Source organism: Candidatus Liberibacter brunswickensis (assembly GCF_036858155.1).
GTDB classification, from domain to species: domain Bacteria; phylum Pseudomonadota; class Alphaproteobacteria; order Rhizobiales; family Rhizobiaceae; genus Liberibacter; species Liberibacter brunswickensis.
In genome coordinates, this window is record NZ_JAAEJX010000007.1 from 1 (window position 1) to 25,589 (window position 25,589).

Below are 25,589 nucleotides of genomic sequence, written 5' to 3' on the forward strand. Positions count from 1 at the left end.
AATCTAGGTATTGGTCAGTATCGTAGTAGTACTTTCAAGAAACGTATTGATGAATCTGATTGGCAAAACGCATCTATTGAATGTAAAAGATGGGTTTACTCAAGAGGTAAGAAGTTAAAAGGATTGGTTATGAGAAGGGAAGTTGAAGCTACATTGTTGTTAAAAAGTTAGAGTGATTAAAAGGTGTGAGGTGTATATTATAGGATTTTGGTTCGAAGATATAATAACTAGAGAAAAGAAAGGTATAAAAAAAATGAATAACTTTACAGGTTTTTTGGTAATATAAAAGCTATTTCCTGTTAATTTTTTTAAACGATTCTTTCCTATGGGAGATGTCGTAAATTATATAATGATTATCCTCTTTTTGGTATAAAATAATTCGATAACAATAACGTATAGTGACTACGAAAGTGTTTTCTTTATTTTGTACCTTTCTTAATTTAGAAGTATCCCCACTAGCTGTGACATAGGAAAAATAATTAAAAACCGATTTTCTAACATCAACGGGTATTTTCTTTAATGGTTTATTGATGTATTCTGGTATATCAATTTTTACTTTACCCTCCATTTTAAGATGCTATTTCCTCCCAGTAATTATCCCAATCTTCTGTGCTAGAAAGAGTTTTTATTTTTACGTTTTTATTTTTTGAGCTTAATTGCGCCACTGATGCTTTCAAAAACACAGCAAAATCCCATATCATATCTGAACGTTTTTTGTAGCTATTCTTGATGCAATCAAGCACAATAGTTTTTAAAGCGGGATCAAACGGTATATAATTTTTATCTATATCATCATAAATACGATTGCCATCTCTAAGTAGTAACGATGCTCTTTCCTCACAGGTTTCAGCCAATTTTGCCCAATCATCTATCTCATCTTGGCTTACTTCTTCTTTCTTTTTTATTTTAGAGATAAGTAGAATGTATTCTTCCATATATGGGATATTTTCGTCAAAAGAAGCAAACCCATTGTCTATTATTCTATTTATTTTTACACGAGCATAAGTATATTTCATATTGGGTACGAGTTGCTCTTGCAACTCTTTAATTACACGTGCCTTATTATTTTTTCCTTGCCTTAGGCCACTCGGTGGGAAAAAGTCGCAATCAATACCCGACATATCTTGTTCTAACGTTAATGCCATTATCATGATCTCCCCCTTTTTTATCATAGTGCCTTAATCAAGTTGAAAAATCAATTAAACTTCGAAATATCTTGTATCTTTTTGTAGATTATAATTAAAAAAGTGCGGGCATCATAAAGTAAAACAACGTAGAATCAATGCTATTTACTATTGTAGATTCTAGGGTTAGGGCGTATCTAAATAATTGATTTTACGGTGTAATTACGGTTATACTCCATTATGTGCTAAGGAAGCTTCTCCTGGTAATACTTGTGTTCCTCCACCTATCAATGATGCAGTAGTAGCAGAATGATGTGGAGAGCGAAAAGGTCTATCTCGTACAAAAGAATATTCATGTGATGATTGACCAAAGATGGAATAAATCATTGATACTTCTATAGATTCTTCTAAAGATAAAGGTGGTAGTATTGATGGTAAGCAAGAAGCAAGCATGGATTTTCCTGCTACAGGTGGTCCAATCATTAATAAATTATGACCTCCAGCTGCTGCTATTTCAAGAGCACGTTTGGTAGTTTTTTGGCCTTTTATATCTGCAAAATTTGGAATATTATTTCGTGTTTTAGATGTATATTTTAAAGGTTGAGGTATAAGTTTTTTGTTATTTAAGTGATTTATTAGTTCTAAAAGATTATATGGAGCTATAATTTTCATGTTATCCGATGCTCACGCAGCTTCAGATCCACAAGATTGAGGGCAAATTAAATCTTTTTTGATATTTTTTGCACAAATAGCAGCAGATAGTAATCCATTAATTTTACCTAATGATCCATCAAGATTTATTTCTCCTACCGCTAAATATTTTGATAATAATTCACCATTAATTGCTTTAATAGATGCCATTAATGCAAGGATAATAGGAAGATCATAATGAGATCCTTCTGTCGGTAAATCTGCTGGAGATAAATTAATGGTAATCTTTTTACTAGGAAGAGCAAGACCGCATGAATAAAGTGCAGATTGAATTCTTTCACGACTTTCTATGACAGCTTTATCTTGTAATCCAACTATTTGCACTCCAACTCTTCCAGGAGATACCATTACTTGAACTTCTACAGGTATTTCTTTTATACCATGAAATGCAATTGTAGAAATTCTTGAAATCATATTTCAAACTTTAAAATTAATCTTAAAATAAAAAAGTATTTATATAATTATTTATATTACTAAAAATCAGACTATAGCAAGTATAAATTTGTTGTATATAAAATTTAAGTGACTTTTTATATAAAGATTAATCATATGATCTTTCTGATTAAGAAAAAACATTTATTTTAATAATACATTCAAAATTATTTTTTATAACGTTCTTCCAGATGAATGTACAAGCATTATGTAGACTTTTCCATAATTTGACATAATATGTTCCTGTACAATAGAAGGGTCAACATTAGAGTTAGTTTTTTCAGATAGCATTACTTCAAAATTTGATATATAGCTATCAACTTCATTTTTAAATTCTGAATCTACTACGTATTTTTCTTGAAGATTTCTAAATACTTTCTGTCCCTTTATAGTATACAAGCGATGGCTTAATATGTCTTCTTTTCCTTCTTTATAAGATTTCCATAGATTAACAAAAGCATCATAATCAACAAAATTTGAGATATTATTTAGTAGATTATCCATAAAAGACGGCGATGTTTTATCTTGAATACCCATAGATGAATAATCATTTTTTTTGCTATTGGTAGAAGAATTTAGAATACCATTAAACCATTTTTTTATCAAATGACTATTTTTTATCTGTGTATCTGATTTATTTTCTTCGATATTACTATTACTATTATGAAATTTTTGATTATTTTTTATATAATTATTTACTAATTTCTTAAAATCTTTTAATACACTAATTTGCTCTTCTAGGGCATTGCGTATGCTATCAGAGCTTTCTTTTGCCTCTTTTACTAAAGATACAGAATTACGTTTTAAAATATCTCTAGAATTGTTCAAATCTTCATTTATTCTATTCGAAGTAAATGTGATATCTTTGCTTGTTTTAGATAATTCTTTAGTAAAAGAATCTATTTTACTATTTATAGAATCCAAAAATAATTGCATAGATTGATCTGATTTTTTTTCAATAATAGAAAATATATTTTCAATATTAGGAATATAAGAACTTATTTTATCAACAATAATATTTGATAAGTCACCTGATTTTTCCTCTATCTTCATAAAATTACTGTCAATAGTTTGCATAGTTTTGTTTCCAATATTAGTTAAATCATTATTGATAACCTTTATTGTATTAAGACTACGCTCTTCTACATTAGATAATGTTCCATCTATTTTCGTAAATGATTCTCGGAAACTATCGATCATATTTTTAACAACATTTTCTGAAATAGAATCAGCTTGTTGTACAATTTTCTTAATATCTAATAAGAGGGAATTAACAAACTGTTGAGCTTCACTGGATTTGTTTACCAATTGGTTGGTCAATCCTATTAAGTTGTTTGCTCTTTTATCTAGAGTTAATCCAGTTTCAGATTGTGCTTTCACAAGTGAGTTATGGGCATTTATTAAAATATGAGAATTTTTATCAAATTTATTTACGATCTCAGATATCTGCAATAAAGAAACCTTTGATATTTCACTTATATCTTTAATTTTTTTCTCAAATAGCTTTGATGATTCCGAAAATACCATATTGATTTGTCCTGTAGTTTCGGTAATGCGATTAGTAGTTTGATACAAGCTCTTATCTACTTTATTCAGAGAATTAGTGGCGTTATTTAATATTGTTGTTATGTCTAAGCTACTGTTATTAATACGACCAGTGACCATTTCAACTTCACTAATTAATAACTTTTCAAGCTTTTTAAACGAATTGGCAGCATTATAAATTTGTTTTTCTATAATATTTACTATATTATTTCCTTCTTGATTAAATGCTCCAGAAATAGAATTTGATATTTCAATTGATTTCTTAGATAAAATATTATCAAGAATATTAGAACGTTCTTCAAAAGATAATACCATGGAATCATTATTTTTATCGAAAATATTTTCCATATTTTTCATGCTTGATTCAAAACAATGAATATATTCTTTAAACTGTTTGAATATTATAGATTCATGAGATTCTAACGAATTATCTAAATTTGAAATAATTTCTCTTATTCCATTAATTCTTTCTTCTATTAAAGAGCGAGATTCGTTGGTATGAGATGAAATAATATTATCAACATCTTTTAGTATCTTGGATATACTATCGCCAAAAATTTCTAAATTAGAACAAAACTTCTCTTCTCTTTTCTCTAATAATTGGCTAGTCTCAACAAATTTTTCGGAAATATCAAGTATTTCTCCGCTGATTCGAGAAGTATTTTCTATAATTTGACCAGTTATAACATCATTATTTTCCAATATTTTCTGTGAAATTTCCTGAGTTTTTTTGGATAATCTTTGTTCTGAATTTTCCATGGTTTTCGAGATTTCATCCATAAAGAATACAATCTTCTCGCCAAAAAATTCTTTACATTTTTTAATTTTTTGATCTACGGAATTCAGAGATAGTTCTAGTTGTCCAGAAACATCGTCTGTTGATTTAGACATACTACTAATAACTACAACTAGTTCTTGAATAAGGTTATTGATACTATTTGACAAATCTTTAAAGGAAGAAGAAGAATTATCAACAATCTGTGATAAAGACTTCTCTTGTTCTTTTAAGTTGTTTTCTAAATCTGTGGCTTGTTTAGAAACTGAGACAGACAAGCAAGATGATTTATCATCAATAATGCGGATAAGATCATCTGACTTTTCTTGTAATAGCTTATCAAACTTCTGATGACAAAGAAGCAATGCATTGTTTACTGAATTATTACTACAGTTAAGTAAAGATTCAATACGTGAAGAATTTTCATTTAAAATATCTTGAATAAACTGTGATGCAGATCCAACAACACCATCTATTTTATTTTCGTTGCCAGCAAGGGTTTGTTTTAAAATATTGATATGATCAGAAAGCTTTCTATCTAAAGTTTTATTATTCTCGTCATAAGACAATAAAATATTGCCCATAGATTCTTTGAATGTTTTTGCAACTCTCATATCAGCATCAGAAATCTTTTCTAACATAATTTTAGAATGATTTTCTAATGTTATTCCAATATTACCTTGGATTTTAGTTAGAGAATTAACTACATCTACTGCTTTGGAATAGGCTATATCTGTTAATTTTTCTATATCTAGAGAAATTTTTTCAATTAAAAGATGAGATTGATTAACAAGATTATTTTCAAATTTTAATTGATTGTCCGATAAAGAATTTATAAAATTATTATTACGTTGATCGAAAGTATTGCAAAGTAATTCTTGAGCTTGTTCTAGAGAACAAAGAATCTTATTAGAGTGATTTACAAGATCACTTCCTAATTCTTTACATCTTTTGTCTAACTCACTTGATATAGACTTAACATCATCAATTGAATATTTAATTTTCTTGTCAACTAATGATAATTCTGACTCAATATTTGCAGCACCATCATTTAGCAACTCTTTCATAGATTGCACATTGTCGGAAAAAAGACCACTAATATGTTCTGTAGATCTTTTTAGCATGTCATTTACATTATCACTTTTATTGCTAAATGTATCATTAAAAGATATAAGATGTTTTTGGAGAATTGTTTCAAGCTTGTTATTGTTATTGTTATAAGAAAAAACAATATTTTTAGATATTTTATCAAATATATCTACTAATTGAGTTTCAGTATTGGTTATTTTATGAACTACATCAGCAGCATGGTTTTTGAGACTATTATCAAGATATTTTTCATTTTCTGATAATGCTGCTACCAAAACCATTATTCTATCATATACATTATCTGTTAGCTTTTTGATATTAATAGAGATCGAATCAACAATAGATTGAGGGCGATTTGCAAGAGTTTCTTCAAATTGTAGCTGTGCTTTTGATAAAGAATTAGAAAAAAACTGTTCTCTATCTGATATAATATTACTTATCTTTTTATATGAAGAATCAAATGAAGAGCATAGTTCTTCCGATTTTCTTCCAATATCAAAATCAATTTTTTGCCGTTTTTCTTCAAGTATGTTTTTGAGATTATCTATGTTACTTTTTAGGATAACTTCTAATTGTTCTGTATTTTTACCTGTAATCTGATTTATATTGTTTTGCTTTTTAGAGAGTGTCTCTTCTAGAATTAAGGTTTTCTTTTCTAAATTAGAATCAATGTTTTTGATGTTAGAGAGAAATATATTATCAATATTACAATTTGATTCTTTAAAACATCTGTGAATTTTACCTATGTTGTCTTTTAAGGCTATTTCAACTTCATCAAAGTTACTTTTGAAAAATGAATTGAATTCATTAATGTTTTTATTAAGTTTTTCGATAGCTTCTTCAAGAAATATTTTAATTGTATTTTCTATTTCATCTTTACGGATATCAACCTCGTGCAACGTGGTATCTGTAGTAGATTGAAGATTATTACGAAAAATATCTTCTTTTTCTTGAAAGTTAATTCGTAAATTTTGCAACATATTATTTAATGCATCATTAATAGAACTTTGTTTTTCTGAAAAGAAATTCGAAATTTCACATATTTGCGATGTGAATGATTGCATTAATTGATGAGATTGATCCTTAAGTGCAATGCTAACTCTATCTGTGTTACTTTCTACCATTAATGCGTGATTATTCAGTTGATTAGCTAAATTACGATTTGAATTATCAATAGTGTTCGAAAGATATTTTATACGATTATCAAATTCTTCAGTAACTACAACGGATGTTGAATTAAGAACTTTTAACAACTGATCTATTTTCGATGAAATAATTTCTGCTGATTCTTTAACTATTCTATTTGTTTTTTCAGTCATTTTTACTACGCGCATATCTATCATAGACTGAAACGATTCTGTTGCATTTGATAAATGAAAAGAAATTTCCTCACATGTCAGAGAAAGTTCTTCTTTGAGCGATTCATGCACTTCAGAAATAGATTTGCGAAGTTGCATACCGTGATCAACTATTGCTTCACGTTCCTCTCTGAGTCTTTGTGTAATATCTTGAATCTTATTCTCATTTTCTGCGTGATTCTTTTCAAGAGCCTCTATCTCGCATCTGACATTTTTCTCTAATTCAGATGCTCGGGAGATAGTACGTTCTATTCCTTCTGTCATCAATACGATTTCTTTTCTTACAGCACTACTTATCGACTTTATCCTCTCGGAAGAGTAGTCTTCTGGATCTATTAGACGTAATGCAACTTCAGTTATTGATTGAGAAGCATCGTGCATATCTCTTGCACGTGATATCATTATAAAGAAAGAAAAAAACATCAAAATCGGAACAATACTTGTCACTAGAAGTAAGTTAATTACTTCTGGTCTCATAGAAAATTCGTAGAACGAATTCATAGTTGAATTAGCGTAAAATTTAGCTATAAACCCTAATTCGAATGCAAACCATATCAAAGACGATACAAATGCATTACGTAATGCTATGTTTAAGGAATTCTTCCCAATATTTTGTAATATACTAGTAATAACACCGCTATTTAAATCATTAGCAGGATGAAGCAGGGAACAAGATTCTTTGTTTTTTACTTGTTTAAAATCTTGCGTAAAACCAGCATCATCGTCCATATTCTCAGAATCAGAGTTAGTAGCAACTTCCCTTCTGGAAATGTCATCCTTCTTTTTATTATGTTTGTTTATAATCCTAGAATTATATTGCTTTTTATCTTTATTAAGATCTGATTTTGATAGCTCTTCGAACTCTCTTAGTGATTCGTCATAAGAAGACTTGCTTTTTTTGTTATTACTCATATACACGCCTTTATATTTCTAGACTTACAGACTGATCAAAGAAATTACAATACCAATCTCCGAATGTTGCTGATAAAAGACAATTAAATGCTATGAAAAACATTATAAAAGCCAATACATATAAAAAACATTTCAATGGATTTATAGTGAAATAGATCATTTCAACAAACGACATTACTCTCGGTTAAAAAAAACATTTTATACTAAAGATTAATATTAATTCTAAACAAAATATTACGTGCTTATTTAAAAATTAATACATTTCACTAACCTATTGTATATATTTGTAATAATTATGTATACAGCAATGCTCTGTTATGCACAGATGCTATTCATAGAAACAAATCTATAAATTAGTCCGGTCAATATTTGTCATATGATATATATATATATATATATATATATATATATATACATATTTTATATTAATAATTATTCACATTTTTTCTTGAATAAATATCGATGAATATTTCACATGTTATACAATTATAATAAAAGTTAGAATAATTTAATTTATTTGTAAAATAGGGATGAGGTATTATAAAATCGTTATACTATTATTACTTATTAAATTAATTTTTATATTTTTCTTTAAATTCCATCCAACCTTTTTTTCGTAAATGGCATGCTGGACACGAATTGCAACCATAACCCCATTCATGGAGTATATCTCGTGTCCCAAGATAGCAAGTATGACTTTCTTCAAGAACAAGATTTACTAAATTTTGTCCCCCTATATCTTCTAAAAGTTTCCAGGTTTCACATTTTTTAATCCACATTAAAGGCGTATGAATTTTAATATGGCTTTCCATTCCTAAATTAATGGCTTGTTCAGTTGCTTTTATAGTACTATGGCGACAATCTGGATATCCTGAATAGTCTGTTTCGCACATACCTGCTATTATATTGTCTATTCCACGACGATATGCTAATGCAGCAGCAAATACTAAAAACATTATGTTACGTCCAGGAACAAATGTATTAGGTAAATTATTATCATGAAACTTCATTTCAATATTTTTTGTTAGTGAAGAATGGGTAATATCTCCAAGTATTCCTAATGGCAATACGTGATCTTCTTTTAAAGAATCTTTCCATTCAGGCATTAGTTTGACTATTTTATTACGTAAGCAAAGTCGACATTCTAGTTCAACCTTATTACGCTGTTCATAGTTAAAGCTAAGAGTTTCTACCTCATTAAAATTTTTCAATGCCCAAGCAAGACAAGTAGAAGAATCCTGTCCTCCTGAAAATAGCAAAATAGCAGATGATTTTTTTTCTATAATATTATTCATAACGATTTTTGATATTCAACCCAAGACATTGGTGTTTCATAAACTCTTACAGCGGATAAAATTGGTAAAGAAGAAAATAAATGTTCCCAAATCCAGATAGCAATATTTTCTGCCGTAGGGTTCTCTAGACCTTTTACTTCGTTGAGGCAATGATGATCTAATTTTTCTAATAACGGTGCAAATTTTAGTTCTATGTTGAAAAAATCATCAACAAATCCAGTCTTGGGATCTAATTCTCCTTCCATCACTAGTTCTACTCGATAAGAATGTCCGTGCATACGATGACACTTGTGAGTTTTAGGTACGAATGGAAGTCTATGAGCGGCTTCAAATGTAAAAGCTTGTGTAATCTTCATTTTTTCCAAAATACTGTTCCTTTTATTTTATGATATAATACAGAAATAAAACTTTGCATTTCTATTTGTATTGGTTTTTTTAATGATTATTACTATGAATTTATTGTTATTGATAGCATGAAAAAATCATGAATAAGGTGTGATACGTCGTGCAATCGATAAAGATTGAAATTATAAAAACTCAGTATAATATTTTCTATGAGCATTCGTAAAATCCGATGGTCAGTATAATATATGTTTTATTGTTTTATTTTTAACGCCAGGATCGTCTAATTGTCTGATATGAGGATCTAAAATTATTTTATTATCATCTTTGAAGTAAGGACTTTTATCACTACTAAAAGGATAGTTTTTTGGGTCGTTCTCACTTAAAATTTGTATATTAAACATATTATTGTTCAATTTTATAGATGATATGGTGTCTTTATAATGTATATATTCTGGGCTTTTAGTAGGAATTTTCCATTCAAAGTAACATAGTGCTTTGCTTAAGGGTGATATAGGTAGCCATGTAGATGATAAATATCCATCATCTGATATCCATAGGGGATCTGGAATCGCATTTAATAGTGCTTTTTGTGTCCAATAAAAAATTTTATTGAGATTATTAGAACTTTCTTGTTCTATTTGAGCGATGAGCAAAAATACTTCTTTTCTAGGATTAGCTTGCATAGCAAGCATTGCCTTTGTACGTGCTAGATCAATATTTCCTGCTTCTAAAGATGTTTTAGAAACTATAAGCATAGATTCTATACTTTTGTTATTAATTTTTTCTAGTTTCAGTGCTTTATCTAATTTTTCTGTTGGATTTTTTGATAAAATTTTAGTGTAAATGTCGGCAATTTCGGGATGGGGATTGATTTTCCATATTTTTTCGAGGATTACTTCTGCTTTACTTTTTTTATTTTGGGAAATCAAAGATTTGGCGGCACATATTGATCCCATAATTGAATTATTGCACAGTTTTAAAGATTCTATTGCATCGTTGTAAGAATCTATAATGTTACCTTTTTTTGCATTATCCAAAGAACTTGCTATGAGAAGTATAGCTTTATTTTTATCATATGTTTTATTGTTTTTTATTTTCTTATGCTCATCTAAGCAATTAATAGCTTTAGACCAATTTTTTTCTATTGCATAATATTGAACAATTGCTTCAATAGCCCAAGGGACATCAGAGTACATTTTCAAAGCTTGCTCTGCATAATGTTTAGCAGATTTAAAATCACTTCTACGGAAGGATTCAAGGTATAAATGATAAATTGCAAATTCTTTTGTTAAAGGAATGTTCAACATCATACCTAGTTTTTCATGTACAACATTGTATTGTTTATCAGCTAAAGCTACTTGTACTTCCAGCATATGGGCAAGAGGTTCTTTATTAAAGACATGATGTTTGGATATGTAAGAAAACATTTTGCGAGCTAATGGTACATTCTGTGCTGCAATGGATATGAGGCCCTTGTATAATGATTTATATCCTTTTTCAGAGTTGTGCTTTTGAAATGTATTCAGAATTATAGAGGGAAAAGATAAAAAAAATCGCGATATATTAGATATTAGTATAAATGCAAATATTAAAAAATAAAAAATTGATAACATTACGAAAGGGTTTGTTTTGTAAATTCTATTTCCCCAAATAACTGATATATCATCTGGATAACATGCAATTATGATAAAGCTACAAGCTATTAGAAAAACTATACAAAAACAATATATGAGACGCATCATGATAATTTCATTCCTATTGCAAATTACCTTTTTCAATTTTAGCCATCTCTTCTTTTAATATTGCATCAGAGCAGATATGTGCTTCAATTGCATTTCTTAAATATACACCAGGTTTCTTCGCTTTTTCTGGAATATTGTCCCATTCAGAAGCTGCTTTTACTAGATCACCTGCTTTTATATTATTTTCAATGCGAGCTATTATAGCGGTTATTGAACTTCCTCCAATATTTTCTCCTACAGGGCGAATTTTTATCAATCTATTGAGTTGTAGCAATAGATAATCTGTAAATCCTGCATCATGTTCAAGAGATTCGCTTGCGAAAATCATTTCCTCAGAAACTTTAGGAAATTGTGTCAAAATTTCTACCGTTGTGGGTATTTTTGTATTAGCAAATTTCATAAGAACGGCAGTACATGGTTTTAAGATAGAAAATTCATTTTTCATCTTATCGTTCATCAAGAAATATTCTCCCTTATCCATTGAATTTTTTAAGATTAGTAGAGAAATCATACGTTGAGTATCTGGATTCCTGAGAGGATTGGAAATTAAAGATTCTGTCTTTTCCAGGCGGGTTACGATATTTTGATAATTTTCATTAATATCAGAAATCAATTTTTTTAGAGAAGATATTTCTTCTAATAAAGATTTTATATCTGATTTTTTTATATCATCTAGTTTTGGTGACGACTTAATACCAACAAGATTAAGATCTTTCACAGTAGAGTCTTGTTCTGCTTGTGTTCCCTCAGTATAATACGAACTTTTCTCATTATCAATTTTTGGAAAATGATTGACAAAATCATTATTATAAAAATTTTTTTTTGTCAAAAATGATATAAACATTATAAAAATTGCTAAAAATAATATACAAACTAAAGTTGTTAGTAATTTTGATAATAATCTATTTTTGCGTATTTTGATGAGGATGCGTTGCCTCCAATTTAGTTTTTTCCCACAAGAATGAGGTTGGTTTGCCTTTTCTTTTTCAGGCATCTCTTCAGATTTACGAATAGGCTCTTTCGTAGAATAATCAGAAACAGGGGTCATACTATTTTCTCCTAATCACATGTAATGTTTGGAATTAACTAACTCAACAGACTATCCTGCACCATTCGCACGTGGATTATGTTACCTTTCTTTGCAATATTTTAAATTATTATCACTAATAAAATCTATCTTTTCTAATAATAATTATATTATTGATTCTATAATATACCAAATATTATATTTAACTTATTAATTTTACATAAAATATTAATTATGATATAGAGATTTTATTTATTTTTAGGAAGAATAATGTTTAGTAGAGATTTTTCTTTTGGAAAATCTGCTACTATAGTTACATTTTTATATGATGGGGGGATGGCAAATGCAATGTTCTTGCTCAAACATAAGAAATTAGCAGATATTTTTTCTGGCAAAGGTAAACTAAAAAAATATGAAACTGCTGATCTGGAATAAAATAGTATTGAATCTGCATTTTGGAGTAAATTTTTTAATGTTACTTCAGGATAATACATTCTCCGACTAATATAACATTCAATTATTTTAAAAGGAATATTATGTTGGATTAGATAGTTTTCAAATTCAAGGTTTCTAGGTTTTCTTCCTAGGTATATCAGAGGTTTTTTAGGGGCAAACATTTTTTTTTGTTGGATAATTATATTAGCTAAACCAATGCTATTATCTTGACCATAAAATATTTTTGAAAACCCCTTTTGTTTTGCAAGATAAGCACTTGCCTTTCCTACAGCAAAAATAGGTTTATGATGGCAAAAATCTATGGGTAATGTACATAGAGCTTCACTACTGGTAATAGCTATACCTCCGTATGATTCTCCTTGTATTGCATGAAATACTTCTTCTTTGTTATATGAGAAATAGGATAGAGGCATCATAATAGGAATATGACCCATTTTTTTAATTTTTTCTTTTGTGCATAGTGCTTTTTTTATAGGTCTTGTAATAACTATGCGCATGATTTTTCTCTATAAATATTAAATATTTAAATGAACTTTTCCACACCATATAGAGTAGTAATTAGCCTAAGGAAGTTAATTAATTTCTTCTTTTATATTTTTTACTTAAAAGTTCAAAAGTTAAAAATATTTTTATTGCAAATATTTCGTATATATTTGCCTGCGTCACGGCCTATAAGAATAGCGTCGCAACGATTACCCTGTTTTGATACTTCATGATAAACTTTGCCATCTGGTGACAAAACTATACCACTAAAATACATGTCTTTACCTTTACAATAAGCAAATCCAGCTATTGCACTTTTACATGATCCATCTAATTCTTCAAGAAATGCACGTTCACACCTTACGCTATCCCAAGTTTCTTTATGGTTAATAGCTGCAACTAATTCTTGTGCTTTGTGATTTTTAATATGTGTTTCAATACAAATAGCCCCTTGTCCAGGTGATGGAGGAAAATCTTCTATATTCAGAATTTCTTTAATAATGTTCTCTTTTTGTAATCTTTTAATTCCAGCATATGATAGCAATATAGCATCAGCTTTTTTGTTTTTAAGCTTAGCCAAACGTGTTTCTATTTTACCTCTAAAATCTATTACAAATATGTCAGGACGATTTCTCAATAAAAGTGCTTTGCGACGTAATGATGATGTTCCAATAATGCTATTAGGAGAAAGATCCTTTAGGGAATTTACAGTATTGCTAATAAATACATCGTTTATTTCTTCACGAGGTAGGTAGGCTGAAATTTGCAGGCCTTTGAATAATTTGGTCGGCATATCTTTAGCTGAATGGACTGCAAGATCAATTTCACCCGATATCAATTTATTTTCAATTTCTTCAGTAAATAATCCTTTTCCGCCTATTTCCGACAATGTTATATTTGTAATACGATCTCCTTTGGTTGATAAAGGGACAATTACAACGTTATCAGGAGATAATTTGTGCATATCCATAAGATAAGATCGTGTTTCAAAAGCATGTGCTAAGGCCAAAGGACTGCAACGTGTTCCTATTTTAAAAACTTTGTTTTTCATATGTATTCATCTATGATACTAAAAATGGAATTGTACAATTAGCATAAAACAAATAAAGTATTGCAATGTTTAAAATACAAAAAACAGTTATCGGTATTGAAACTAGCTGTGATGAAACAGCTGTTGCAATATTAAGTCGTACAGATTCTAGCAATGATATTCTTGCAGAATCTATTTTGTCTCAAGTTGATCAACATGATCATTGCGGAGGAGTTGTTCCGGAAATTGCTGCTCGTTCTCACGTAAATGTTTTGGATACTTTAATAAAACAAACTTTATTAAATGCTAATATGCAAATTTCTGAGATAGATTCAATAGCAGTTACGGCTGGGCCAGGATTGATGGGTGGACTTATTGTTGGTTTGATGACTGCTAAGGCTATTGCTTATGCTGCTAAAAAGCCTTTTTATGCTATAAATCACTTAGAAGGTCATATTTTAACAGCACGTTTGACTAATAACGTTTCTTTCCCATATTTGGTTTTATTGGTATCAGGGGGACATACACAAATTTTGCTAGTAAGGGATGTAGCACGATATGATCGCTTAGGTACAACTATAGATGATGCACTTGGCGAGTGTTTTGACAAAATTGCTAAGTCACTGGGATTATCATATCCAGGTGGAGTTGAAATAGAAAAAGCTGCGTTAATGGGGGATAGTCAACGTTTTAATTTTCCATGTCCTTCTGTACAAGGAACGTTATGCGATTTTTCTTTTTCTGGATTGAAAACATCTGTTCAGAACAAGATACGCTCCTTTGATGTTCTTGAAAAACAAGATATTGCTGATATTTGTGCATCTTTCCAAGTAACGGTTGTCCGTATTCTAAAATCAAGATTAAAGCAAGGATTTCTTTTATTTCGAAATGCATTCCCGAATAAAAAAGCTGTATTAGTATTTTCTGGTGGGGTGGCTTCTAATCTTTTTATAAGGTCTTCTCTCGTTGATTTTTGTTCTTTACATGATTTTTGTTTTGTTGCTCCTCCGGCGCGTTTATGTACTGACAATGCAGTAATGATTGCTTGGGCTGCTTTGGAAAGGATGGATTCCGGATTTCCTTCGGATGATTTATCTGTATCTCCTCGTCCTCGATGGCCTTTAGATGAAAAAGCTATTGCAAAAATAGGATTTGGTAAGCGTGGAGTAAAAGCATGAAAAATCATCTTAAAATTTGTGTTATTGGTGCTGGAGCTTTTGGAACATCTCTATCTACTATAATTGCGTCACGTGGTAATTCAGATGTTACGTTACTTGGTCGAAAAGCAAGTATTATGCAACGAATCAAGGATACAAGGGTAAATGAAAAGGCGCTTCCTGGTATAAATCTTTCTCCTCTTTTAAATTTTTCATCTGACCATACTATTTTACAGGAAGCAGATATTGTCCTATTTGCTACTTCTTCTAAGGGATATGGAGATGCTCTTAATTTTTATAAAAATTGGTTAAAAGATTGTGTGCAAATTATTATTTGTTCTAAGGGTTTTGAATATCATAGTGGAATATTACTAAGTTCTTATTCAGAACAAGTTCTTCCATCTTATTCTATTTCAGTTCTTTCTGGCCCTGGTTTTGCACGTGATATTGCTCAAGGATTCCCTGTAAGGGCGGTTTTGTCTTCTAAAGATATCGAAACATCTCGTTTTTTATCCCAGATTCTTTCATATAATTCTTTTCAATTATGTTGTTCTGATGATCGTATTGGTGTTCAGATTGGTGGTGCTTTGAAAAATGTTATTGCTATAGCAAGTGGTATTGTAAAAGGAAGAGGATGTGGAGAATCTGCTTGTGCAACAGTTATGGTGCAGGGTTTGTCAGAAATGATAAAATTGGCAGAAGCGATGGGGGGTAGATCCGACACAATTCTAGGGTTATCTGGTATAGGAGATTTGATATTAACTTCTACAAGTAAACAGTCTCGTAACTTTTGTTTTGGTGTATCTCTTGGAAAGGGGGAAAAACATACTTTTGATCAAATGCAATTAGTGGAAGGGGGGATTGCTGCTTCACGCGTTATCAATATATCAACAAAAATGGGTTTGCATTTGCCAATTTTTCAAGCAATATCAGATGTTATGAAGAACAAAATAACTGTAGATGAATCTTTGAATATTATTTTAAATTACTCTTCGTGAGATAGTGCAAAATATAATTTATCGTGTTAGTGGTTATTGTAAATAAGAGAATAATGGATGTCATATTGGCTTGTAAAGTCTGAACCTGATTTGTGGTCTTGGAAAATGCAACAAGGCAAAGGTATTGTTGGAGAGGCATGGACAGGAGTTCGTAATTATCAAGCTCGCAATAATATGAGAAAAATGCATGTTGGGGATAAAGGATTCTTTTATCATTCCAATAAAGGTCGTGAGGTTGTAGGAATTTTTGAAGTGATCACTAGTGCTTATTCTGATCCTACAGCAGGACAATCGTCATGTTGGGAATGTGTGGATATATGTGCAGTTTGTAGTATGCCTTTTCCTGTTAGTTTGGTTTCTATCAAATCTAATTTGCGTCTTTCTAGAATGATGTTAGTTGTTTCCTCTCGTCCTTCGGTGCAACCTGTTACTCTTGATGAGTATTTAGAAGTATGTCGTATGGGAAAACTTTTAGATCCGCCGCTGTAGTTAATGTTAATAAAAGTAGATATTTTGATGATAGTTGTTCTATTGTTAAATTTCTATAAAAGTATTTTTTTGTATTAAATATTAATAATTTTATGAATATATATATAAATATAATTAAACAGAGAAAGGATTTATCTAAAATAGATGTCTAACTTTAATAATAATCGACCTATTTCTCCACATTTGCAGATTTACAAGTTGATTCCTACTATGTTTGTTTCTATCGCCCATCGTATTACGGGATCAGTTGTTTATTTAGGAACTCCAGGAGTGGTTCTTTGGTTTTTTTGTGTAGCTAGTGGCAAGTCTGCATTAAGTTATTTGAGGTATTATACTGAAAGTTATTTTTTAAAAATATGTTTTTTTTTGTACACTTGGGCTATTATTCATCACATGTTAGGTGGTATAAGATACCTGATTTGGGATTCTGGTTTATGCTTTGATAAAAGGATATCTACCCAAATGGCAAAAATTAATATTATTGTTGCTATTGTATTAGTATCTATAATTTGGATAGTTAAGGATCTAGTTTAAAATAAATTAAGATTGGACTTTTATATGCGTAGTAGTTTGGGAAAAGTTCGGGGCATGGGATCTGCCAAAGATGGTACAGGTCATTTTTTAAAACAAAGGTTTACGGCCATCGCCAATATTCCTTTCATCATTTTTTTTATTATTTTTTTTATAGAATATGGTAATGCTTCTTATGAACAGATTGTTTCTGTTATTTCAAATGTTTTCGTAGCATCTTTTATGGGATTAGGTATAATTTCTATTGCTTTACATATGCAACTTGGGATGCAAGTGATTATTGAAGATTATGTTCATTCTAAACCGTTTAAGGTTATGTTTATTTTTATGAATAGTTTTTTTGTTTTTTTTCTTATCGCTTTTTGTTTGGTTTCCATATTAAAGATTGCAATTTTAGGTAACCTATGAATAAATATCTCAATCTTAAATCTTCTTATACTTATGTAGATCATGCTTACGATGTTGTTGTCGTTGGTGCTGGAGGATCTGGTTTACGTGCTACTTTAGGTATGGCCGAGAAGGGATTCAGGACTGCATGCATTACAAAAGTTTTTCCAACTCGTTCGCATACAGTCGCGGCACAAGGAGGAATTGCAGCTTCGCTTGCTAATATGACTCCAGATAGTTGGCAGTGGCATCTTTATGATACTATAAAAGGTTCTGATTGGCTTGGAGATGTGGATGCAGCTCAATATTTGGCGATGGAAGCTCCGAATTCTGTTTATGAATTAGAGCGTTACGGTGTTCCTTTTTCACGTAATGAAGCAGGGAAGATTTATCAGCGTCCTTTTGGAGGACATATGCAAAATTATGGAGAAGGCCCTGTAGTTCAAAGGACTTGTGCTGCTGCGGATAGAACTGGACATGCTATTTTGCATACTCTGTATGGGCAGGCTCTGAAGCATAATGCAGAATTTTTTATCGAATATTTTGCGATTGATATTATCACAAACTCAGAAGGATGTTGTATAGGCGTTGTCGCTTGGCAGTTAGAAACAGGTGAAATTCATCGTTTTTCTGCTAAATTAGTTGTATTAGCTACTGGTGGATATGGTCGAGCTTATTTTTCTGCTACATCAGCTCATACTTGTACTGGTGATGGTGCTGGTATGGTTGCACGTGCGGGTCTTCCATTACAAGATATGGAATTTGTGCAGTTTCATCCTACTGGTATTTATGGTGCAGGATGTCTTATTACAGAAGGAGCTCGTGGAGAAGGGGGATATTTAGTAAATTCTAAAGGAGAACGCTTTATGGAGCGTTATGCTCCTTCAGCTAAGGATCTTGCGTCTCGTGATGTTGTTTCTCGTTGTATGACTATTGAGATAAGAGAAGGAAGAGGTGTAGGTAAAAATAAAGATCATATATATCTTTATTTAAATCATATTGATCCTTCTGTGCTTCATGAGCGTTTACCAGGTATTTCCGAATCTGCTCGTATCTTTGCTGGTGTTGATGTAACACGCGATCCCATTCCTGTTATTCCTACTGTACATTATAATATGGGGGGTATCCCAACTAACTATTGGGGAGAAGTTTTAGACGCAGATAGTAGAAACCCTGAACGTTTTGCTAATGGTTTAATGGCAATTGGCGAAGCTGGATGTGCTTCTGTTCATGGTGCTAATCGACTTGGTTCAAATTCATTGATTGATTTAGTTGTTTTTGGTCGTGCTGCCGTTATTCGTGCTGCGGAAATAATTGATAAATCTAGCCCAATTCCTAGTTTGGATATGGTCTCTTGTGATCGTATTATGGATCGATTTGATAAATTAAGGTATGCTGATGGTCATGTCCCTACTGCTGTTTTACGAGATAAGATGCAAAGAGCAATGCAGATAGATGCAGGTGTTTTTCGTACTCAAGAATCTTTGTCTAATGGATGTAGAAATCTTTCTGCTCTTTGGAACGAAATGGTTGATTTAAAGGTTCATGATCGTTCTTTAATATGGAATTCAGATCTTGTGGAAACACTTGAATTGCAAAATTTGATGATAAATGCAATTGCTACTGTTTACTCTGCAGAAGCTCGTAAAGAAAGTAGGGGGTCTCATTCGAGAGAGGATTATAAGGATGGTAAATTTAATGGGCGTGATGATGTAAACTGGCGGAAACATTCTCTTTGTTGGGTTGGCTCGGAAACAGGAAAAATAAAGATTGATTATCGTCCAGTTCATACTGAATTGCTTTGTGGTGGAATAGATTATTCTAAAATAGCTCCTAAAGCACGTGTTTATTAGTATAGGTGTTTGAATATGGTTGAAATAAGGTTGCCAAAGAGATCTCGTGTAATGCGAGGAAAAATTTGGGACGCTTTTGCAGGATCTAAGAATTTACGTGAGTATCGTATTTATAGATGGAATCCTGATGATCAAGATAATCCTCGTATTGATACTTATTATGTTGATTTGGATGATTGTGGCCCTATGGTCCTTGATGGACTTTTGTATATTAAAAATAAGGTTGATCCTACTTTGACTTTGCGTCGTTCTTGTCGCGAAGGTATTTGTGGTTCTTGTAGTATGAATGTAGATGGCACTAATACTTTAGCTTGTATAAAAGATATGAAGGATATTAAAGGTGCTATAAATATATATCCTCTTCCTCACATGTCTGTAATTAAAGATCTAGTTGTAGATATGACACATTTTTATTCTCAACATCGTTCAATTGAACCATGGCTTAAGACTGTTTCTCCAAAACCTGCTAAAGAAGCGTTGCAAAGTCAAGAAGATCGTCAGAAAATAGACGGCCTGTATGAATGTGTTATGTGTGCTTGTTGTTCAACATCTTGTCCAAGTTATTGGTGGAATTCAGATAGATATCTTGGTCCTGCTGTGTTGTTACAAGCATATCGTTGGCTGATTGATTCTAGAGATGAATTTCAAGGCGAACGTCTTGATAATCTTGAAGATCCCTTCAGGTTATATCGCTGTCATACAATCATGAATTGTACTCAAAGTTGTCCTAAAGGTCTTAATCCTGCAAAGGCAATTTCTAAAATTAAAATGATGATGTTAGAACGTAAAATATAGTTTTTTTAAATATTTATGTTTTTTTTATTTATATATATTAATATTTTATGAGATATAAGTGATAGTATCGATGAATACGTATGTGAATAAGGAACAATAGATGCAGTCTAGCTTTTTTGTTTTTATAGCTTTTTTCATAATACTATTATCTTCTGGTTGTAAAAGTGTAAATTTTACGGATTTTTTTGAAAGAAAATCCAATTTTGATGATTCTCCTACTTCTATTGAATCAGAAAATCTTCCTGCTCCTATTCCTGAAAAGGAATTTGATGATGATTATATTCCCGTTCCTTCTAAGGATAATGCGTTTATTCGTAAGGGAATAATAGGTGCTTGGAAAATATCTTATAAAAATTTTGACTGCAATATGATTTTGACTCTTACTAGATTCAAAAAAGATTTTCGTGCAACTCCTATAGGTTGTAGTAGTAAGTTTGCCTATTTGTCTGCATGGAATATAATAGACGAGAATAGTTTAGAGCTTAAAAATAGATATGGTAGAAGTATTATAGTATTGAATAAAAATGGTGATTATTCTTTTGAGGGATCTTTTTTTAAGGGTAAATCTTCTGATAAATCCATTAGTTATGAAAGTGAAAAAGTTATTATTTCGCGTGGTAATTAGCAGTTATTTTTTATTTTTTAAAAATATTTGTTTTATGGGTGTACATTGCCGTTTTCTGATTTAGTTGGTAGAAAACTTTTTTCCTTAATTAAGGATAAAAATATAAAATATAATCCTGATCAGCACAGAGTAGCTAGATCTTTTGATCTCCTTCTTTCTAATTTACATGAGCAACAAAAATTGGAAAATAGTTTTTTTTCTTGGTCTTGGATGGGCATAAAGAAAAAACATTATTCTACTCAAGGAATTTATCTTTATGGAGGTGTTGGTCAGGGTAAAAGTATGCTTATGAATATTTTTTTTGATTTAGTTCCTATAGAAAAAAAATGCAAAATTCATTTTTATGAATTTATGAAAAATGTTCATAGTCGTATTTTAATGTATCGTCAAAAAATTGAATCAAGGGAAATATCAAAATCAGACCTTATCCAATTAGTTGCAGATTCTATTTTTTTAGAATTTACAGTATTGTGTTTTGATGAACTAATGGTAACTAATATTGCTGATGCAGTTATTTTATCTAGATTGTTCGCTGCATTGTTTTCGAGAGGTTGTATTATAGTGATGACGTCTAATTTTATTCCAGAAAATCTTTATAAAGATGGAATAAATCGTGATCTTTTTATTCCTTTCATAACTATTTTACGAGATAAACTTGAAGTTATTTGTTTGGATTCAGGGAAAGATTATCGTAGGCAAGATAAAAAAGTTCTTCCTGTTTATATAACACCACTTAGTTCTTGTAATAGAGTACTAATAGACAGATTATGGGTTCATATAACAAAAGGGAAAAAAACTCTTTCTTGTGATATTACTGCGGAAGGAGGATATGATGTTCATATTCCTGCTTTTTGTGAAAGATCAGCTCGATTTTCTTTTTTTGACCTTTGTGATAGACTTTTAACTGCTAATGATTTTTTAGAGATTGCTACTCGATTTGATATTATTATTATATATGATATCCCGTTATTAAAAAAAGATCATAAGGATTGGATAAAAAGATTTATTATGTTAATAGATGTTCTATATGAACATAAGACTGGTTTAATCATATCATCTGAAGTAGATATAAATAATTTTTTTTATGACCAAGGGGTCACAACTTTTGAATTTCAAAGAACTGTATCGCGTTTATTAGAAATGTTTAGTGTACAGTATGTTAGTAGGCATAGTATTATAATGGATGTTTGTAACATTTTATTATCGATTAAAGGTGTAGATTATTTTTTAAAATACTAAGCAATTTTTGTTTAAAGACAATAATATTTTACTTTAAGAAAGGGTGCGTAATGAAATCGAATAAGATTGCTCTTATAGGGTCTGGTATGATTGGAGGAACACTTGCGCATCTTGCTGCCCTTAAAAAGCTTGGAGATGTTGTTTTGCTTGATATAGTGGATGGTATGCCACGTGGTAAAGCGCTTGATATTTCAGAATCTTCTCCAGTTGAAGGATTTAATGGGAGTTTGTGTGGAACCAGCGATTACTCTGATATTGAGGGGGCTGATGTTTGTATTGTAACAGCAGGTATTCCACGTAAGCCATCAATGAGTAGGGATGATTTGCTTTCTGATAACTTAAGGTCAATCGAAAAAGTAAGTGAGGGAATTCGTAAATATGCTCCTAATTCGTTCGTGATTTGTATTACAAATCCTCTTGATGCTATGGTATGGGCTCTTCAGAAATTTTCTGGTTTACCATCGCATATGGTCGTTGGAATGGCGGGCATTTTGGATTCTGCTCGGTTTCGCTATTTTTTAGCACAAGAATTTGGTGTTTCTGTTGAATCTGTAACTGCTCTTGTATTAGGTAGTCATGGGGATTCTATGGTCCCTATGTTGAGATACGCTACTGTATCAGGTATTCCTATTCTTGAGCTTGTAAAGATTGGGTGGACTACACAAGAAAAAATTGATCAAATTGTTAAGAGAACTAGAGAAGGTGGTGCAGAGATTGTTGGATTGCTTGGATCTGGTTCTGCCTATTATGCTCCTGCTTCTTCTGCTATAGCTATGGCAGAATCTTACTTGGAAAATAAAAAAGATCTGTTGCCTTGTGCTGCATACCTTTCAGGTCAATACGGTGTTGATGGATTTTATGTTGGGGTTCCAGTTGTTATTGGGCGTAAAGGGGTGGAAAAGATTGTTGAATTAAACTTTAATTCTGATGAAAAAGATGATTTTCAAAAGTCAGTAAGAGCTACTGTTAATTTATGCAATTCTTGTACTAAATTGTTTCCATCTTTGGTATAAAAGGATAGTTATTTATTATGGATATTCATGAATATCAAGCTAAAGCGTTGTTAAAAAAGTATAGTGTTCCAGTTGCTAATGGTGTGGTGATTTCTTCTGTCCATGAGGCAGAAGAGTCAATTAAATCTCTCCCTTATAAATTATATGTTGTTAAAAGTCAGATTCATGCTGGAGGACGTGGTAAGGGTCGTTTTAAAGAATTATCTGCTGATTCAAAAGGTGGAGTTCGTGTAGAGAAATCTATTGAAGCTGTTATGTCGGATGTTCGTGAGATGCTTGGCGCTACTCTTGTAACAAAACAAACTGGACCCGCAGGAAGTAAGGTTAATATTCTATACATTGAAGATGGTGCTGATATTGAAAAAGAATTATATCTTTCCCTTTTGGTGGATAGAGTATCTGGTAAAGTTGCTTTTATTGCTTCTACTCATGGAGGGATGGATATTGAGGAAGTTGCTAAAAATTATCCTCAGAATATTTTCAAATTACTTGTTGATCCTTTAAAAGGGGTTACTTCTGAAAACATTGATAATTTGTGTGATGTTCTTGAATTAAAAGGAAAGGCTCGCATTGATGGGGAGGTTCTTTTTCCTAATCTTTATAAAGCTTTTTGTGAAAAAGATATGAGTTTGCTGGAAATTAATCCATTGATTATTATGGACAATGGTCGTTTAAGGGTATTAGATTCTAAAATATCTTTTGACGATAATGCGTTGTATAGGCATTTGGATATTCAAGAGTTATATGATGCATCAGAAGAAGATGTTAGAGAAATAGAAGCTAAAAAGCATGATCTTTCTTATATATCTCTTGATGGTAATATAGGTTGTATGGTGAATGGTGCTGGTTTGGCTATGGCAACTATGGATATCATTAAACTATACGGAGGTTCACCTGCTAATTTCCTTGACGTTGGAGGGGGGGCTGATCAAGATAAAGTTGCAGCTGCTTTTAAGATTATTACGTCAGATTCTTCTGTTAAAGGGATACTAATAAATATATTTGGGGGTATTATGAGATGTGATGTTCTTGTCAAGGGTATTTTATCTGCGGTTAAGGAAGTAAATATTAATATTCCCCTTGTTATGCGTCTTGAAGGGGCTAATGTAGATATTGGAAATCAATTGATGTTAGAAAGTGGTTTGAACTTTATTACGGCAATTGATTTAGATGATGCTGCTCAGAAAATAGTGCATGCAGTGAAAGGAGTTTAATATTGTGTCTATCCTAGTTGATAAGAATACCAAGGTTCTTGTTCAGGGATTAACAGGTAAAGCTGGAACTTTTCATACAGAACAAGCTATTGCGTATTGTAAAACACAGGTTGTTGGAGGAATACATCCTAATAAAGGTGGGACTTATTGGACTGGAGCTAATGTTAATGTTCCTGTTTTTACGAATGTTTCAGAAGCAAAAGATATTACTGGTGCTAATGCTTCTGTTATATACGTTCCTCCTAGCGGAGCTTGTGATGCTATTATAGAATCTATTGAAGCAAGAATTCCATTGATTGTTTGTATCACTGAAGGGATACCAGTCTTGGATATGGTTAGGGTAAAGGCTCATCTTGAAAAGTCTTCTTCTCGACTTATTGGTCCTAATTGCCCTGGAATTTTAACTCCTGATTCCTGTAAAATAGGGATTATGCCGGGATCTATTTTTCGTAAGGGATCGGTTGGTATTTTGTCTCGTTCTGGTACTCTTACTTATGAGGCTGTATTCCAAACATCGAATGAAGGATTAGGGCAAAGTACGGCTGTTGGTATTGGTGGCGATCCTGTTAAAGGTACAGAGTTTATTGATATTCTCGAGTTATTTTTGGCAGATGAACATACTAAATCAATTATTATGGTTGGTGAAATTGGAGGATCTGCAGAGGAAGAGGCTGCTCAGTTTTTGAAAGATGAAGCTAAACGTGGAAGAAAGAAACCAGTTGTTGGATTCGTCTCCGGTAAGACTGCTCCTCCTGGTCGAACTATGGGTCATGCTGGTGCAGTTATTTCTGGTGGAAAAGGAAATGCTGAAGATAAAATATCTGCAATGCAAGAAGCTGGTATTCGTATTGCTCATTCTCCTGCACGTATTGGAAGAACTCTTGTAGAGTTATTGGATAGTTTATGATGTTTTTTAAATGATATATTTTTTTTATATTATGTAATTATTAGCAATGAATGATGA

Annotated in this window: 23 protein-coding genes; 13 read left to right on the top strand and 10 right to left on the bottom strand. The window is 31.3% G+C overall.

Features of this window, described 5'->3' with window-relative positions; all coding sequences use genetic code 11:
• Positions 1-9: 9 nt before the first annotated feature.
• The gene (locus GY664_RS02570) at positions 10-171 is read left to right on the top strand and encodes a glycoside hydrolase family protein (protein ID WP_333947969.1); all 162 of its coding nucleotides are present in this window, start codon (positions 10-12) and stop codon (positions 169-171) included.
• A gap of 398 nt (positions 172-569) precedes the next feature.
• On the opposite strand, the gene GY664_RS02575 is transcribed toward GY664_RS02570, so the two are convergent.
• The 10 genes from GY664_RS02575 to hemC all read right to left on the bottom strand — a co-directional run bounded on the left by GY664_RS02575 (position 570) and on the right by hemC (position 14,345).
• Complete coding sequence (locus GY664_RS02575) at positions 570-1,145, bottom strand: hypothetical protein (protein ID WP_333947903.1); 576 nt, start codon at positions 1,143-1,145, stop codon at positions 570-572.
• A gap of 207 nt (positions 1,146-1,352) precedes the next feature.
• Positions 1,353-1,796, bottom strand: coding sequence for an ATP-binding protein (locus tag GY664_RS02580; RefSeq protein ID WP_333947904.1), 444 nt, complete (start codon positions 1,794-1,796; stop codon positions 1,353-1,355).
• 12 nt (positions 1,797-1,808) lie between these two features.
• The gene (locus GY664_RS02585) at positions 1,809-2,249 is read right to left on the bottom strand and encodes a magnesium chelatase domain-containing protein (RefSeq protein ID WP_333947905.1); all 441 of its coding nucleotides are present in this window, start codon (positions 2,247-2,249) and stop codon (positions 1,809-1,811) included.
• Positions 2,250-2,441: 192 nt separating this feature from the next.
• Positions 2,442-7,946: a chemotaxis protein gene (locus GY664_RS02590; RefSeq protein ID WP_333947906.1), complete on the bottom strand. Its 5,505-nt coding sequence runs from the start codon at positions 7,944-7,946 to the stop codon at positions 2,442-2,444.
• A gap of 572 nt (positions 7,947-8,518) precedes the next feature.
• Positions 8,519-9,241, bottom strand: coding sequence for a 7-cyano-7-deazaguanine synthase QueC (gene queC / locus GY664_RS02595; protein WP_333947907.1), 723 nt, complete (start codon positions 9,239-9,241; stop codon positions 8,519-8,521).
• Complete coding sequence (queD, locus tag GY664_RS02600; protein ID WP_333947970.1) at positions 9,238-9,597, bottom strand: 6-carboxytetrahydropterin synthase QueD; 360 nt, start codon at positions 9,595-9,597, stop codon at positions 9,238-9,240. Before queD ends, queC begins: the two co-directional genes overlap by 4 nt.
• Positions 9,598-9,819: 222 nt before the next feature.
• Positions 9,820-11,328: a heme biosynthesis protein HemY gene (locus tag GY664_RS02605; protein ID WP_333947908.1), complete on the bottom strand. Its 1,509-nt coding sequence runs from the start codon at positions 11,326-11,328 to the stop codon at positions 9,820-9,822.
• Between the two features lie 13 nt (positions 11,329-11,341).
• Complete coding sequence (locus tag GY664_RS02610) at positions 11,342-12,376, bottom strand: COG4223 family protein (RefSeq protein WP_333947909.1); 1,035 nt, start codon at positions 12,374-12,376, stop codon at positions 11,342-11,344.
• Positions 12,377-12,603: 227 nt separating this feature from the next.
• On the bottom strand, positions 12,604-13,308 hold the full coding sequence (locus tag GY664_RS02615) for a uroporphyrinogen-III synthase (RefSeq protein ID WP_333947910.1): 705 nt from the start codon (positions 13,306-13,308) through the stop codon (positions 12,604-12,606).
• Between the two features lie 113 nt (positions 13,309-13,421).
• Positions 13,422-14,345, bottom strand: coding sequence for a hydroxymethylbilane synthase (gene hemC, locus GY664_RS02620; protein WP_333947911.1), 924 nt, complete (start codon positions 14,343-14,345; stop codon positions 13,422-13,424).
• 65 nt (positions 14,346-14,410) lie between these two features.
• Here hemC and tsaD point away from each other — a divergent pair, with 65 nt between their 5' ends.
• From tsaD to sucD, 12 genes are all read left to right on the top strand, one after another.
• Positions 14,411-15,502 carry a tRNA (adenosine(37)-N6)-threonylcarbamoyltransferase complex transferase subunit TsaD gene (gene tsaD / locus GY664_RS02625; RefSeq protein WP_333947912.1) on the top strand — a complete coding sequence of 364 codons (1,092 nt, stop codon included), beginning with the start codon at positions 14,411-14,413 and terminating at the stop codon, positions 15,500-15,502.
• Positions 15,499-16,479, top strand: a complete 981-nt coding sequence (locus GY664_RS02630; RefSeq protein ID WP_333947913.1) for an NAD(P)H-dependent glycerol-3-phosphate dehydrogenase — start codon at positions 15,499-15,501, stop codon at positions 16,477-16,479. The genes tsaD and GY664_RS02630 overlap by 4 nt, the downstream gene beginning before the upstream one ends.
• A gap of 57 nt (positions 16,480-16,536) precedes the next feature.
• Positions 16,537-16,968, top strand: coding sequence for an EVE domain-containing protein (locus tag GY664_RS02635; protein ID WP_333947914.1), 432 nt, complete (start codon positions 16,537-16,539; stop codon positions 16,966-16,968).
• Between the two features lie 144 nt (positions 16,969-17,112).
• Positions 17,113-17,502, top strand: coding sequence for a succinate dehydrogenase, cytochrome b556 subunit (sdhC, locus tag GY664_RS02640; protein ID WP_333947915.1), 390 nt, complete (start codon positions 17,113-17,115; stop codon positions 17,500-17,502).
• A gap of 24 nt (positions 17,503-17,526) precedes the next feature.
• The gene (gene sdhD, locus GY664_RS02645; RefSeq protein ID WP_333947916.1) at positions 17,527-17,907 is read left to right on the top strand and encodes a succinate dehydrogenase, hydrophobic membrane anchor protein; all 381 of its coding nucleotides are present in this window, start codon (positions 17,527-17,529) and stop codon (positions 17,905-17,907) included.
• On the top strand, positions 17,904-19,739 hold the full coding sequence (gene sdhA, locus GY664_RS02650) for a succinate dehydrogenase flavoprotein subunit (protein ID WP_333947917.1): 1,836 nt from the start codon (positions 17,904-17,906) through the stop codon (positions 19,737-19,739). The genes sdhD and sdhA overlap by 4 nt, the downstream gene beginning before the upstream one ends.
• Positions 19,740-19,754: 15 nt before the next feature.
• Entirely contained in the window at positions 19,755-20,534 is a 780-nt protein-coding gene (locus GY664_RS02655) for a succinate dehydrogenase iron-sulfur subunit (RefSeq protein WP_333947918.1), read from the top strand.
• A gap of 100 nt (positions 20,535-20,634) precedes the next feature.
• Positions 20,635-21,159 carry an AprI/Inh family metalloprotease inhibitor gene (locus GY664_RS02660; protein ID WP_333947919.1) on the top strand — a complete coding sequence of 175 codons (525 nt, stop codon included), beginning with the start codon at positions 20,635-20,637 and terminating at the stop codon, positions 21,157-21,159.
• A 45-nt stretch (positions 21,160-21,204) separates the two neighbouring features.
• On the top strand, positions 21,205-22,398 hold the full coding sequence (gene zapE, locus GY664_RS02665; RefSeq protein ID WP_333947920.1) for a cell division protein ZapE: 1,194 nt from the start codon (positions 21,205-21,207) through the stop codon (positions 22,396-22,398).
• Positions 22,399-22,448: 50 nt separating this feature from the next.
• The gene (gene mdh / locus GY664_RS02670) at positions 22,449-23,411 is read left to right on the top strand and encodes a malate dehydrogenase (RefSeq protein ID WP_333947921.1); all 963 of its coding nucleotides are present in this window, start codon (positions 22,449-22,451) and stop codon (positions 23,409-23,411) included.
• 17 nt (positions 23,412-23,428) lie between these two features.
• Positions 23,429-24,625: an ADP-forming succinate--CoA ligase subunit beta gene (sucC, locus tag GY664_RS02675; RefSeq protein ID WP_333947922.1), complete on the top strand. Its 1,197-nt coding sequence runs from the start codon at positions 23,429-23,431 to the stop codon at positions 24,623-24,625.
• Between the two features lie 4 nt (positions 24,626-24,629).
• Positions 24,630-25,532 (top strand): succinate--CoA ligase subunit alpha, encoded by a 903-nt coding sequence (sucD, locus tag GY664_RS02680; protein ID WP_333947923.1) that lies wholly within the window; start codon positions 24,630-24,632, stop codon positions 25,530-25,532.
• The last annotated feature ends 57 nt before the right edge of the window (positions 25,533-25,589 follow it).